General features: G+C 54.2%; 14 protein-coding genes. 6 read left to right on the top strand and 8 right to left on the bottom strand.

Annotated features, from left to right (window positions below):
* Positions 1-50: 50 nt before the first annotated feature.
* The 5 genes from GYMC10_RS06020 to GYMC10_RS06000 all read right to left on the bottom strand — a co-directional run bounded on the left by GYMC10_RS06020 (position 51) and on the right by GYMC10_RS06000 (position 5,227).
* Entirely contained in the window at positions 51-1,061 is a 1,011-nt protein-coding gene (locus GYMC10_RS06020) for a Gfo/Idh/MocA family protein (protein WP_012819334.1), read from the bottom strand.
* Entirely contained in the window at positions 1,058-1,924 is an 867-nt protein-coding gene (locus tag GYMC10_RS06015; RefSeq protein WP_012819333.1) for a sugar phosphate isomerase/epimerase family protein, read from the bottom strand. Before GYMC10_RS06015 ends, GYMC10_RS06020 begins: the two co-directional genes overlap by 4 nt.
* 55 nt (positions 1,925-1,979) lie before the next feature.
* Positions 1,980-2,804: a carbohydrate ABC transporter permease gene (locus GYMC10_RS06010; RefSeq protein ID WP_009594969.1), complete on the bottom strand. Its 825-nt coding sequence runs from the start codon at positions 2,802-2,804 to the stop codon at positions 1,980-1,982.
* Positions 2,805-2,867: 63 nt separating this feature from the next.
* Complete coding sequence (locus tag GYMC10_RS06005; protein ID WP_012819332.1) at positions 2,868-3,833, bottom strand: carbohydrate ABC transporter permease; 966 nt, start codon at positions 3,831-3,833, stop codon at positions 2,868-2,870.
* Between the two features lie 29 nt (positions 3,834-3,862).
* Positions 3,863-5,227, bottom strand: a complete 1,365-nt coding sequence (locus GYMC10_RS06000; protein WP_012819331.1) for an ABC transporter substrate-binding protein — start codon at positions 5,225-5,227, stop codon at positions 3,863-3,865.
* Positions 5,228-5,421: 194 nt separating this feature from the next.
* On the opposite strand from GYMC10_RS06000, the gene GYMC10_RS05995 reads away from it, so the two are divergent.
* Both GYMC10_RS05995 and GYMC10_RS05990 read left to right on the top strand, forming a co-directional pair.
* On the top strand, positions 5,422-7,290 hold the full coding sequence (locus GYMC10_RS05995) for a sensor histidine kinase (RefSeq protein WP_012819330.1): 1,869 nt from the start codon (positions 5,422-5,424) through the stop codon (positions 7,288-7,290).
* On the top strand, positions 7,268-8,329 hold the full coding sequence (locus GYMC10_RS05990) for a response regulator (RefSeq protein WP_012819329.1): 1,062 nt from the start codon (positions 7,268-7,270) through the stop codon (positions 8,327-8,329). Before GYMC10_RS05995 ends, GYMC10_RS05990 begins: the two co-directional genes overlap by 23 nt.
* A 16-nt stretch (positions 8,330-8,345) precedes the next feature.
* Here GYMC10_RS05990 and GYMC10_RS05985 read toward each other — a convergent pair whose 3' ends face one another.
* Complete coding sequence (locus GYMC10_RS05985) at positions 8,346-8,873, bottom strand: GrpB family protein (protein WP_012819328.1); 528 nt, start codon at positions 8,871-8,873, stop codon at positions 8,346-8,348.
* A 186-nt stretch (positions 8,874-9,059) separates the two neighbouring features.
* The gene (locus GYMC10_RS05980; RefSeq protein ID WP_012819327.1) at positions 9,060-9,608 is read right to left on the bottom strand and encodes an NAD(P)H-dependent oxidoreductase; all 549 of its coding nucleotides are present in this window, start codon (positions 9,606-9,608) and stop codon (positions 9,060-9,062) included.
* A 248-nt stretch (positions 9,609-9,856) separates the two neighbouring features.
* On the opposite strand from GYMC10_RS05980, the gene GYMC10_RS05975 reads away from it, so the two are divergent.
* The 3 genes from GYMC10_RS05975 to GYMC10_RS05965 all read left to right on the top strand — a co-directional run bounded on the left by GYMC10_RS05975 (position 9,857) and on the right by GYMC10_RS05965 (position 12,353).
* Positions 9,857-10,240, top strand: a complete 384-nt coding sequence (locus GYMC10_RS05975; protein WP_012819326.1) for a winged helix-turn-helix transcriptional regulator — start codon at positions 9,857-9,859, stop codon at positions 10,238-10,240.
* Positions 10,241-10,611: 371 nt separating this feature from the next.
* The gene (locus GYMC10_RS05970; protein ID WP_012819325.1) at positions 10,612-11,157 is read left to right on the top strand and encodes a PadR family transcriptional regulator; all 546 of its coding nucleotides are present in this window, start codon (positions 10,612-10,614) and stop codon (positions 11,155-11,157) included.
* A gap of 44 nt (positions 11,158-11,201) precedes the next feature.
* Entirely contained in the window at positions 11,202-12,353 is a 1,152-nt protein-coding gene (locus GYMC10_RS05965; RefSeq protein ID WP_012819324.1) for an MFS transporter, read from the top strand.
* 13 nt (positions 12,354-12,366) lie between these two features.
* Here the strand turns inward: GYMC10_RS05965 and GYMC10_RS32180 are convergent, their stop codons facing one another.
* The gene (locus tag GYMC10_RS32180) at positions 12,367-12,603 is read right to left on the bottom strand and encodes a hypothetical protein (RefSeq protein WP_144374205.1); all 237 of its coding nucleotides are present in this window, start codon (positions 12,601-12,603) and stop codon (positions 12,367-12,369) included.
* On the opposite strand from GYMC10_RS32180, the gene GYMC10_RS05960 reads away from it, so the two are divergent.
* Complete coding sequence (locus tag GYMC10_RS05960; RefSeq protein WP_012819323.1) at positions 12,595-13,221, top strand: DUF3298 and DUF4163 domain-containing protein; 627 nt, start codon at positions 12,595-12,597, stop codon at positions 13,219-13,221. The two genes, GYMC10_RS32180 and GYMC10_RS05960, sit on opposite strands and share 9 nt — an antisense overlap.
* The last annotated feature ends 4 nt before the right edge of the window (positions 13,222-13,225 follow it).

The following is a 13,225-nucleotide window of genomic DNA, read 5'->3' as shown; positions in this document are numbered from 1 at the left end:
CCTACGCCCCCTCATACCCGTTCTGTTTGCATCGAAGCCCGTGCTTTCTCCTATTCCCTAATCAGGATCCGTGCTCCCTCATCGGCCATCACCGTAGCCTCCGAGGCTTTGTAAATATCGTCATGCGTGATCAGGCCCGCTTCTCCCGCCACCCGATTCAGAAAATCCTGCGAGAGGGAGAACGCCGGAGCCGTTAAAGGCAAAGAACGCAGCTCCTGATCGGTGATCACAAGCGCTACCTCATCGTTGGACAGCAAGGGATCTCCTTCCAGCCGAATTTCGGCAATGCCGCGCGTCCCCGTAATGAATATCCGGCCGTCTCCCCAAGTCCAGCTGCCGGCGGGCGTGTGCCAGTCCGCGTATAGCTGTGCCGTGATCCCGCCAGCCATGAATACCTGCACGCCGGCGGCATCGTAAAAGGTCGGGTATTCAGGCAGAATATGCTTCGCCAGATAACCGGATGACGTCTCCACTTCCCGGCCCGTCAGCCACCTTAACAGGTCGAAGTCATGCACGAAGAGATCGTTGATGATGCCGCCGGACTGCGCTCTGTCAAAATGCCAGGCCGGACGGGTTTCCGGATTCAGCCGATGCGGCTTACGCATCGAGATATGGATGATGTCCCCCAATTCACCCGCTCGAATCATCCCGTGGACGGTATGGATAGAAGGACGGAAACGTTCGGTCAGCATCATGCCTACCTCGATTCTTCCTCGATCCAACAAGCCGCGCAGCCGGATGAGTCCGGCCCGATCCGTTACGGCAGGCTTATCGATCATGACCGGCTTGCCGTGCAGCTCGCACAGCTCCATGACATCCATTTTCTCATCGTTGATGGCCGCGCAGCCAATGATTCCTACGCCTTCGTCTGCCAGCATCGACTCCCGATCCCCCGTCAGCTCCAGGCCGTACCGGTCGGCGAGGGTGCGGGCTAACGTCTGATTGTCCGGTTCGTACACTCCTGCACATTCGTAGCCCAGAGCCAGCATCTCCTCGATAAACATGCCGATGTGGGCATGCTGGCAGCCGATGATTCCAAATTTCCGTGCGTTTCCCGTCATCCGGTCGACACCTCCACAGCCTGCAGCCACTCCTTAATGACGAGCAGATCATAAGCGAGCCGTTCCTTCGGCGGATAGGGAGCTGCGCATTCCAGCGTAAGCCAACCCGCGTACCGCTGTTCCCGTAATTCCCTAAGCAGCCCGCCGTGATCCACTTCTCCTTCGCCAAGGCGGCATTGCAGGAAGAACTCTTCCCCGTGACGGGTCAAATTCTTGAACGTTCCCGGGGCGCCCCCTTGCCCGATCCGCCGTTCATCCTTGATGTGCACATGGAACAAACGGCTTCCAAGCTGCCGGACCGACTCTTCCCCAAATTCCGTGTCCGTGATGTACATATTTCCTGCATCATGAATCAGGCCAACCTGATCATCGCCGATCAATTCCAAGAGCCGCAGTGCGCTGTCCGTCGTCTCCACCAGGCTCTGGTTGTGGATCTCCAGGACGATCCGTTTTCCTGCAGCGCGGGCTTCCTCCGCGCATTTCCGAATCCAGAAAGCCGCCTTGGCATAATGATAATCCTCCGCCAGGAAGGCATTCGGCCCTCCCTGAAAGATCCGGATCATGCCCGCCTCCAACATCACCGCGCGTTCAAGCAGGCCCATGAACTGATCATAGGCTCCGGCACATTCGGCATCCCCGCTTGTCGAGAAAAGCCCCATGTAACCCGCCAATGCCGGAATCTCCAAACCGTGCCCATCCGCAAGTGCCTTCATTTCGCGAACCCGCGGAAGCGATGTCTCCGGGCTCAAATGCGGTTCGCGGCAGGCGATTTCGATGCCGTCAAAAGCGAGTTCGGCCGCGATCGACATCGCTTCATGGATGCTGTAATCGATGAGTGACCCGCTGAATGCCGCTATTTTCATCTCGTCTTTCATCCTTTCGTCTGCATTTTCGCCTTCTCAAGCGCTGAATACGCCGTTATTTAATCCCGGCCATATTATGGTTCTGCACAAAATATTTCTCGGCGAACAGGAATACCAGCAGAATCGGAACGAGACTGACCAAGGCCGCCGCAATCATGAGCTGTTCATTGCCGGTCCACTGTCCCGACAAGGAGAGAATGCCGATCGGCAGCGTATACTTCTCGTTCGAGGTCAAATAAATGACAGGCGTCAGAATCTCGTTCCACTTGCCCATGAACGTAAAGATCGCCAGCGTTGCCAGCGTGGGCCTGGCCATCGGAATGAAGATCCGCAGATAAATCTGGAACGGATTGCAGCCCTCCATCTTGGCCGCTTCCTCATACTCTTTAGGTATATTCATAAAAGCTTGCCTCATGAGGAAAATGCCAAACGGTTGAGCCAGCCATTCAATGATCCACAGCGGCGTGAGCGTATCCAGCATGTTCAGTTTGTTAAAAATGATGAAATGCGGGATGATGATGACCACCGCCGGAATCATCATCGTCCCCAGCACCATCACGAACAGCGCGCCTTTCAGCGGAAAGCGCAGCCTCGCGAACGCATAGCCGACCATCGAGCAAGAGATTAGTGCGCCGATGACGGACAACGCGGCCACGAAGATGCTGTTTAGCGTGTAGCCGCCAATATTCCCAAGCTGGAACACCTGGGCGTAATTGGACCATTGGAATACTTCGGGAATCCAGCGGGGCGGAACCGTTGTATATTCCCTGTAAGTTTTCAATGAATTCATAAGCGCCGACAGAAACGGCACGATCATGATGAGCGAGCTGATCCCGATCAGCACGTATCCGATACTTTTTCCCAGCAGTCTTCTTCTCATTTGAGGCTCCTCCTTCCTCAGGTGCAGTTCCGCATTTGCAGTAGTTCCATCTTGAACGCCGGATCAGTCATAATGCACCCATTTCTTTTGAGCGCGAAGCTGTATGAGCGTCAGCAGGAACAGGATCATGAACAGCACCCAGGCAATGGCGGAAGCATAGCCCATCCTCATAAACGTGAACCCTTCGCGATATAAATACAGCATCATGACCAGGCTCGAGTTATTCGGGCCTCCCGCCGAGCTGATGTCGCCCCTGCCGGTCAGCACGTAGATCTGTTCGAATGCCTGGAAGGTAGAGATCGTGCTCATGATGACAACCAGGAAGGTGGTCGGCGAGATCAATGGAACCGTAATGTACCGGAATTTGCGCAGGGCTCCTGCGCCGTCGATTTCCGCGGCTTCATACAAATCGCCGGGAACGCTCTGAAGCCCCGCCAGATAAATGACCATGATATAACCGATCCCTTTCCAAACCGCAATGAAGACAAGCAGCGGGATGGCCAGCTTCGGATCCTGCAGCCAGCCTTGCCCTTCCAGCCCCAGCTTGGCAAGCAGCGTATTGGCTAAGCCGAAGCGAGGATTGAATACGGCGTCGGCGACGTACAGGATGACGGTCCATGAGGAGATCACCGGGATGAAATGGGCCATCCGAAACCATTTAAGCCCTTTCAATCGCTGGTTTAACGCGACAGCCAGCACGAGCGCGAGAAAGGTCTGGAGCGGCACGAACAGAACCGCAAAATACAGGGTATTCCACAAGGAACGCCAGAACATCGAATCCTCGGCCATGCGCCGGAAATTATCCAATCCGCTCCACTCGGGCGGATTCAGCATATCGTAATCGGAAAAGCTGAAGTACAGGGATGCGGCGAGGGGACCCGCCACAAAAATGATAAAGTGGAGAAGATAAGGGGAGGCCATAAGCAGCCCCCATCTCCCCTCATGATCCCATTTCCGTTTTCGGGCGGGCTTTCCATGCGGCATCGGATCGGCTTTGAGTGCTGCATTGTCGTTTAGCGTATTGTCCATTTCACTCCCGCCTTTCTTCTACCCTTGATTTATTTTTTATAAAAATCATCGAGGACCGCCTGAACGGCTGCGTCCGCTTCGCTTAACGCCTGATCGACGGTTGCATCGCCCAAGAAGGCTCGCTCCGCATTTTCGTTGAATTTGCCCACCCATTCTTCCCATACCGCGTTGTTGTCGAGCGTTTGGGCGAATTCCAGACTGTCCAGGAAGGCCTGGCGGTTAGCCGGCTGCTCTCCCGCCTTGAGGAACACTTCGGATTCCGCTACGGATTTTTTCACGGGCACGGCTTCGCCAAGCTCCGTCCACTGCTTCTGCACATCGTCTTCCGTAGCCCAGTATTTAATCCACTCCCAGGCAGCTTGCGCCTTCTCGTCGCTCGACTTCTGGTTAATCACCCACGAGTTGGCGATGACCGGGGACACCCGCTTGCCGTCAGGTCCCTTCGGCAGCAGCGTCACGTCGTAATTCAGGCCGGCTTCATTCGCTGCCTGCACCCGGGCATAAATGCCGATCCGCATGGCGGCCGATCCGCTTGGGAACACGGCGGTATTGCTCTGGAAGCTCTTCAGGTCGACCGGATCGGTAATAATGCCGCGCTGCATGCCGTCGACCATCCATTCGAACGCCTGCTTGTTCTCCGGGGAATTGATGATCGAGTTCTCTGCCTTCTCGTCAAGGGCACCGCCGCCGTAAGATTTCATCACAGAGAACCAGCCCTCGGTAATGCTGAAGAACGTAAGCCCGAACTGATTCACGCTGGCTGCGTCAAATCCGCTGTCCTCGGCTGTTTTTCCGCCGGCGTCCACCGTCAGCTTGGCTGCCGACGCTTTCAGGTCTTCCCAGGTCCATTCGTCCGTAGGATACGCTACGCCTGCTTTATCGAACAAATCCTTGTTGTAAAACAGCACGCCGACCTGAATGCCCTGCGGCACGCCCCAATAACGTCCGTCCGCGTCCTTGTTGAAATCGAGACCGTAGTACTCGTCGGCTTTCAGATCCTTGGCAATCCAATCGGTCAGATCCTTGGCTGCACCGCGCTGGGCATATTTCATGACGTAGACGCCGTCGGACAGCCATACGTCCGGCGCCTGGCCGGCCGCGATCTGCGTATCCAGCTTCTGATAGAACTGCCCGTAAGGCGCGCTCTGCGTCTTCACCGTAATGTTCGGATGCTTTTCCTCGAACTGCTCGATCAGCTCCTTCATCTTCGCATCGGAGCTGTCGCTCGAATAATATCCGAGCAGGATTTCTACCTTCTTATCTTCCCCGCCGCCTCCGGTGCCGGGAGATGCGGTGCCGGTCTTACCATCGCCGGCATTGCCGCATCCGCTTACAATGATGGATATCAGCAATAAGGCCGTTACCCAGCTGTAGAACCCTTTTCTCTTTTTCACTAATCGTCGCCCCCTATTAATGTTGAAATGGATTAATGAGATTGTAGTTGATAACGACCGTCAGCGCCCATGTACTTTCTTATCCCACTTGTGATTTCTTGCCGCGGCATCATGGTTTTTTATTTACAACTTGTGTTTTTTTGCTACAATGTTCCTTACATTCCTTACTTCAAAGCCAGGAAGGCGGAAGAGCGATGAACATCCAAGGCGTTTCCATCGGTAATCTGACCATTAACCAACGATTGTTCGTGCTGATCATCCTATTCATTGGCCTCCCCTTCTTTCTGCTCGGCAGCTTCTGGTACCAGTCGTCTACCGAAGCGATTGAACAGTTTGCCGCAGGCGCCAACAAACGTATCATCGAGCAAACCAACGTCTCGCTGGATTCTTACATATCCAATCTGGAGAATTCCACCTATCCCTTTATCCATAACCCGCAGATCCAGCAATTTCTCTCGACCACGGAGCTCACTCCGTATGCCTATTTTCAGCTTGCCAAAAAAGTGGAGGACGACTTGTTCGCCCAGATGATCTACGGGAGATCGGATATCATCGGGATCTCGCTCGTCGCCGAGAACAAGCGGCAAATTACCGATTACGAAAGCGCGCCGGGACTGCTCGATATGAGCGAAATCCGCAAACGCAACCGCTCCTTTCAAGCGCAGCTGGACCAATACAACGATTTTCAGATCATCGGCCTCAGCCGGGTAGGAAACACGCCTTCCCTCACCGTCGCCCGGAAGCTCTATGACAATTCATCCTTTCTCTATAAAGGCTTATTGATCGTCGACCTCAATCTGAAGCAGATTGGCGCCATCTGCTCCAACGATTCGCTGGGCGGCTTTGACGTCTGGATTATGGGCGGCGACGGGCATATGATCTACCATCCGAATCCGAAACAGATCGGGGCCGAAGTCGAGCCCGGGCTGTTATCGCGTATTCAGAACCGGGACTCCTCCTTCTTCCGGCATCAAGACGCGGTATCGGGCACCGAGAAGATGGTCCTCCATGAACGATCGCAGATCACCGGCTGGACGGTTGTCGCCGATCTGCCGCTGAACAATCTCATCGGCGATTTAATCACCCAGCGGAACTACTCGCTTGCGGCCGCGTCGATGCTCTTGATCATAGCATTAGCGCTTGTTGGCGGTTTTTCCTTGTCCTTGACAAGGCCGCTCTCCATGCTGCAGAAGTTGATGGCCCGCGTCGAGCGGGGCGATTTCGTTCTTCCCACCCATATGAACCGGTTCCGCAACAATGAAATGACCGCCGTGTTTCAAAGCTTCTACAGCATGACGGGAGAGCTGAAGCGGTTGATCCGGGAGGTCCAGGATTCCCAGCTGAAGGAGCGGGAGCTCATAATCAAGCAGAAGGAATCCGAGCTCCGCTCCATGCAGTCCCATATCAACCCGCATTTTTTGTACAATTCGCTGGAGATTATTAATTCATATGCCATCGCGGACGATCATATGGAAATCAGTCGCATGACGCGGGCGCTGGCCCATATGTTCCGCTACAATATCGGCCATGCCGGATCCGTTGTGCCGCTCCGGGAGGAAATGACGCATGTCCAGTATTATCTGGATCTTCAAAGCGCCCGGTTCCGCAAGCTCCGAATCGATATGGACGTGAACGAACGGGATCTGGATCGCGTTAACGCCGTCAGGCTGACGCTGCAGCCGATCGTGGAGAATGTGTTCATCCACGGATACCGGGGCAAAAAGCCTTCCTACCTCGGAATAAGCTCACGCGCGGAGGCGGGTTATTATGCGATCGTGATCCGGGACAAAGGGGTGGGCATGACGGCGCAAACGCTGCGGCAGATCAGGCGAATCCTGCAATCCGGCAAGAAGCCGGAAGGTGGCACCCTGCGAAACGAAGGGGACGAAACCACCAGCGGCATCGGCCTCTTAAACGTCCATCAAAGGCTCCAGCTTACCTTCGGGGACGAGTATGGGCTGTACCTTGTGGAATCCGTGCCCTCGGAAGGCACGATATTTGAAATCAGACTGCCATATAAGACTAGCGAGGAGGGACATCATGTACCGGATCATGATGATTGATGACGAATACGCCATTCATTTGAGTTTGCGAAAGCTTGTCGAGAGGTCGGGTCTTCGGATTGAGGTTGCCGGCGAAGCCGAGGACGGGGTTGAAGCCTTGGAAATGCTGGAGAACAGCCGGCCGGACATCATCGTGACCGATATTTGCATGCCTGAAATGGATGGGCTGGAATTTATTCGCCGTGTCCGTGAATCCCATGCACAGATGCATTTCATTATCCTGTCGGGCCACGACAACTTCGAATTCGCGCGTCAGGCCATGCGTTATGGCGTATCGGATTTCCTGCTGAAGCCCATCGACCCGGCGCAGTTCCATGCAACGCTGGAACGTGCCTGCAGGGAGCTGGATGAGCGGAAAGCGCGATTCTCCCGCCAGACGAAATGGACGCTTGCGCAGCAGCGCCATAAAGCCAGGCTCGCCGAGCTGCTGTGGTCTGCCGAGGAGCGGGAGGCCTTGGAACAAACCCATGAGATCATGGCCCTTTTTGAGACGATGGGACCGAAAGAGGTCAGCCTGTCACGGTACGCCCATATGCTGATATCGGAACTGCTGTCTGCGCTTGAAGAACGCGGGTTGATGCTGAACATGGACACCGGTGAGGAGCAGTGGGCGCAGGATGATCCCCTTGCCTGCCGCCGCCAAACAGAGGATAAGGTCAAGGAAATGCTGGCTTTGATTAAAGGCTCCAGAAATCTGGGATCCCGCCATAATATCCAAAAAGCCAAACGATTCATTGAAGAAAACTATGCGATGGAGGATTTGTCCTTGCAGGAGGTAGCCGATTCGGTGGGGATGTCGGTGACGTATTTAAGCCGTACCTTCAAAAGCGAAACCAATATGAACTTCGTGAAATACCTGGTGCAGGTTCGCATGGAAAAAGCGAGGGAATTGCTTGCGGAATCTGAGCTTTCCGCTCAGGAAGCAGCCTACCGCGTCGGCTTTTCGGACTATGTCCATTTCAGCAAGACGTTCAAAAAATTTCATGGCCTCACCCCTTCGGCGTACCGAAAGCAGTGCAAGGCCATGAATGGAGGATAAAGCAGGCGGGTGTTGATTAGCTTGTTCTCCCGTTCTTCCACTCCTTTGCTCTGGCAAGAAGCTGCTCAACGAACGCATTCTTCTCATCGGAGTATCGAAGCAGGGTCCGGGCTCCTTGCGAAACGATCCGCCGCTTGATCTCGCTGTAACGCTCGGCTTCCACGGCATGAGCCCGGAGGTAATCCCGAATTATGATGTTATGGTTCCAGATGTCGCCACGGTACGACACGATATGAACGTTATAGGCGAGCTCTCCTCTTTTGCGGAGGTAAATGCGGGCGGTGATCCCGGATTCGCCCAAGTTCTCGTAACCCATAGCAGCCAGTTTGGGAAGGATTTCATCCGTATGCCGGGTGTTCTCCACGCCCACCAGTATATCGACGATGGATTTGGCCGTCATGCCCGGTACGGACGTGCTTCCGAAATGTTCGATCGCAGCCGTATAAGGACCGATCTCCCCGATCAAGAGCCGATGTTCGTCGTTAAACCGATCCGCCCACTGCTTGTCATAGGGCTCCAAGTGAATGGCTTCGTCAATGGTCATGAAGGAACCTCCTTCGAATTGGTACGTACGTGCTGGTGAAGCTCCTCAAGCCAAAAGTAGCGGGCCCGTAAAAGGGCGTAGGGTACAGCTTCAGGCCACGCTCACGTAATCAGTATGACTCCATCATGCCCTATATGGTTTTAATCGACAAGAGCCAGTGTGCTATGCTTTATGGTCAAGCATGCCTTAATATCGACTTTCCACGACGGCAGGTGCTAGAACCTGCCGCGCATACCTCCCGGCCTCCGCCCGAAGTGTTTCATCGCTTACCCGTTCTACGTTATAGGTCACGAAGGCAGGCAGATAATGGACCTTGCACCGCTTCAACGTGGCTTGAATCGGCCGCAGCAGCTCACTCGCGGTGTACCAATTGTCCCCGCCTGCCTGATACCCTTGCTCCAATCCTGCCACCGTCGTGGCCAGCATGAATTCCTTGCCCTTCAGATTGTTGCCTTCCGGCCCGAACGCCCAACCGAAGGTCAGCACGTCATCCATCCATTTCTTCAGCAGAGGCGGGCAGCTGTACCAGTAAAACGGGAATTGGAACACCACCCGATCGTATTGAAGAAGGAGCTGCTGCTCGCGCTCGATATCGATAGTCCAATCCGGGTACTCCTTGTAAAGATCCCGGACATCTACATTTCCATTCGCATACAGCCCGTCGTGCTCCATCAGCATCCGATTCGCTCGCGAGTTGTCTAAATTCGGATGAGCCACAATCACCATGGTTTTCATACTCAGGTCTCTCCTGTCTCAGTTGATTTGTTTGACACCCCCATTATGTTTCGGATCGGTTTCGTTGAAAAGTACGCTCTTTTTCTGTACTTAGTCCGCTCTGGCGTACCTAATCATCCCATGCATAGTACGATAAAACGTACTAAGTACGAATAAGAATAGTACTGGGTTTAAACGGAATCCTGTGCTACATTACTATCATCCAAGAAACAAGATCGATCACACACTTCCAAGCGGGAGATGAGAATATGAGAACAAACGATCAACGGCCTAACACCGACGGCATCCTGACCACGCTGCAATTAATCGGAGGCAAGTGGAAACCGCTGATTCTGTTCATTCTGCTGCAGGACGGAACCAAACGGTTCGGGGAGCTTCGGCGTCTGCTTCCGGGCGTGACCCAAGGCATGCTGACAAATCAGCTCCGTGAACTGGAACAGGATGGGCTGGTCGTACGCAAGGTATATCAGGAGATCCCGCCCAAGGTAGAGTATTCCGTCTCGGAGCACGGGAAGAGCTTGGACAGCGTACTCACCGACATGTGCACCTGGGGATTTCAGCATCAGGAATATGTCAACAAGGTCAACGAACAGTCTGATGAGAGCCCAGGAAAAAATGCAGGCGGACTGTAACGAAAATAGCAAGCCGGAACAAGGGGCCGGGGATTGCTCGAAATATCGATCTCTTCGCATTCTTCAAGCCGTTCCTCTTGGGATCGGCTTCACCGGCTGCTCCTCTGCAGGCGGGTATTTCGTATAGTGCGTTTCATCATAAAACTCCCTTTTAACCCACAAATACTCCCTTACCTTTTTTCGTGTATCGAAAAAACATTTCAAACCGCTCTCTGCTTATCTTCACCTGTCACATGTCTGAATGAATAAGGGGCAAGCGGGTGGACCGCAGCTTGAAAATGAATCACGGAAATTCACTTCCACGTATTGCTTTTTTGCGTCGATACGATATATATTTATATCGAATCGACATATCATTGGAGGCGGTCTGTATGTATGAAATTTTTGTTCTGGGCGAATTAATGACCGGGGACAAACACGGTTACATGCTTCAAGAGATTCTAAAAAATGCAGGCGGGCCTTACCGCCAGATCAGTTCCGGAACGTTGTATCCCCTGCTCTCCCGGATGGTGGATCACGAGTGGATCCATCTCAGTCTGGACGGGTCCGGCGGAGGCAAACGCCCCCGAAAAATCTACGGGATTACCGATTCCGGCCGGCGGAAGTTTTTCGAGCTCATGGAGAAACCACTGGAATACAACATGGATACGGAGCAGATGTTCCATTTCAAAATGGTCTATTTCCGGTATGTTCCGAAAAGGGTTCGACTCGACTGCCTGCAGCAGTATTTGATTTATCTGGAGACCAACCTGAAGCATGTGACGGATTTTGAAGCGGAGATCGCGTTCTATAAACCCGAACCGGAGAAACAGCGATTACAATTGCTGAGGGTGCTGGATCACCGAAAGCAGATGGGGATGACGAATATCGAGTGGATCAAGAAAGAAATAGCGGCTGTTAAGTCCGAAGAGGACTAGCGTTCAAGCGTTGTCGCATTTGATATCATGGAGGGGATTACTGGATGGAACGTTTATGGACGAAGCCGTTTATTCAGATGACGGTCGGAATGCTGTTTCTGTTTACGGGCTTCTATCTGCTGCTGCCCACGCTTCCGCTGTATATCAAGCATCTGGGCGGCTCCGAGACCCAGGTGGGCTTGGCGGCCGGCGCATTTACGCTGACGGCGGTGGTCTTTCGCCCGATGGTCGGGGGATTGGTGGACCGGTACGGCAGAAGAGCTTTTTACGTTTGGGGTCTTATCTTCTTTGTTCTTTCGATGTACCTCTACGATTGGGTCGGCAGCATTCTGCTTCTGCTTGCGCTGCGGATCCTGCACGGCGCGAGCTGGGCTTTCTCGACAACCTCCATCGGGACGGTCATCACGGATTTAATCCCGATCTCCCGCCGCGGGGAAGGCATGGGCTGGTACGGTATGGCGATGACGGTGGCAATGGCCATCGGCCCGATGCTGGGTACTTATATCGTGAGCGGGTATTCGTTTCGGACGTTGTTTCTGGTCGCTACCGGACTCTCCCTGATTGCCTTCATACTGGCCTACATGACCAGAGCCCCTTACCAAGCCAAACCTTCGGCAGGGCGAATTCAGCTGGTCGAGAAATCCGTTCTGCCTGTCACGGCCGCCATCTTTTTCCTGGCGGTTGCCTACGGTGGAATTACGACCTTTCTTCCGCTGTTTGCCGAGTCCATCCGGGTCAATCCGGGAACTTTTTTCCTGGTGTACGCCGTCGCTCTTACCTTGATCAGGCCCTTTGCCGGGAAGCTGTCGGACCGTTTCGGCGAAGCGGCCGTCATCATTCCGTCCCTTGTCATAACGGCTGGTGCCCTGATCGTCTTAAGCCAATCGAGCGGATTGCCCGGACTGATTACCGCCGCCATTCTGTACGGCATCGGTTTCGGTTCGGCCCAGCCCGCCCTTCAAGCAGCCACCCTGCGCATTGCTCCCGAGAATCGGAGAGGCGCAGCCAACGCCTCGTTCATGACGGCATTCGATCTCGGCATCGGGCTTGGCGCCATCCTGTTGGGTCTGGTCTCCGAGCGTATCGGCTATGCCTATCTGTTTACGGTTACGGCAGTGTCTGTTGTCGTATCCTTGGTCATATTCGCGGTCTTTGTAAGAAGACTGCTTACGTCTGTCGCTGTAGAGAAGGAGTGAAGGCTACCCATTCTCAAGCAAACACGCCCGCGGACTTGGACCGCCGCGTCGTATTGGAGCGTTCTGTCGCAGTGGAGCACTCTGCCTGACCGAAGCCGTTCTGCCGGGTTGACCGGGCTGCCGTCCCTCTAGACCCGCCAGCCTCGGAAGTCCGAACTTCAGCCCCCTCCGGCTTCGTAACCTCCGAGTCCGCTTCCGAATAGGCTAACGTATCTGATGTTAGATTGGAGCGATGGTACGCATGGCGCAATATGTACCGCCGGTGAGCATCCATACACTCACGCATACGGCACCCGGTCTCGTGATTCATTATCCGCAGGTATACGGCCTCATGAATCCTGGAGCAGAAGAAGCCATCAACCGGGCCATTATTCTTCAAATCCAGGATATGCAGCGTGAACAGCAGCAGGTTCAGACCGGCACCAACCCGCAAACGACGGGCAACTTTGAGATTAAAACGAACGAGCGCGGCATTCTTAGCCTTGTGCTGACCAACTACACCTACTCCGAGCATATGGCGCACGGGTATACGGTGACAAAAGGACTGACCTTCTCCACGGCCACCGGACAATCCTATGCCTTATCCGATCTGTTCCGCCCGGGCTCCGGCTATCAAGCCGTCTTGGCCGCCGAAGTGAACCGTCAGATCAAGGAACGCGGCATTCCCGTGCTGGAGAACGTTCCGGTTACCGTTTCGCCGAATCAAGACTTCTATCTGGCCGATAAGTCGCTGGTCATCTTCTATCCGCTGTATGCCATCACGCCATACTATGTCGGCTTTCCGATGTTCCCCATATCGGTATACGACCTCTTGGGCTTGGCGCCCGAGAACGGATTGTTATCGGATCTTGCCGCGGACGTGGCGTAGGAAG

Origin of the sequence: Paenibacillus sp. Y412MC10, assembly GCF_000024685.1 — a bacterium.
Classification (GTDB): Bacteria; Bacillota; Bacilli; order Paenibacillales; family Paenibacillaceae; genus Paenibacillus_AQ; species Paenibacillus_AQ lautus_A.
Note: the sequence above shows the minus strand (reverse complement) of the source record. Positions and strands in the feature narration are given on the sequence as shown.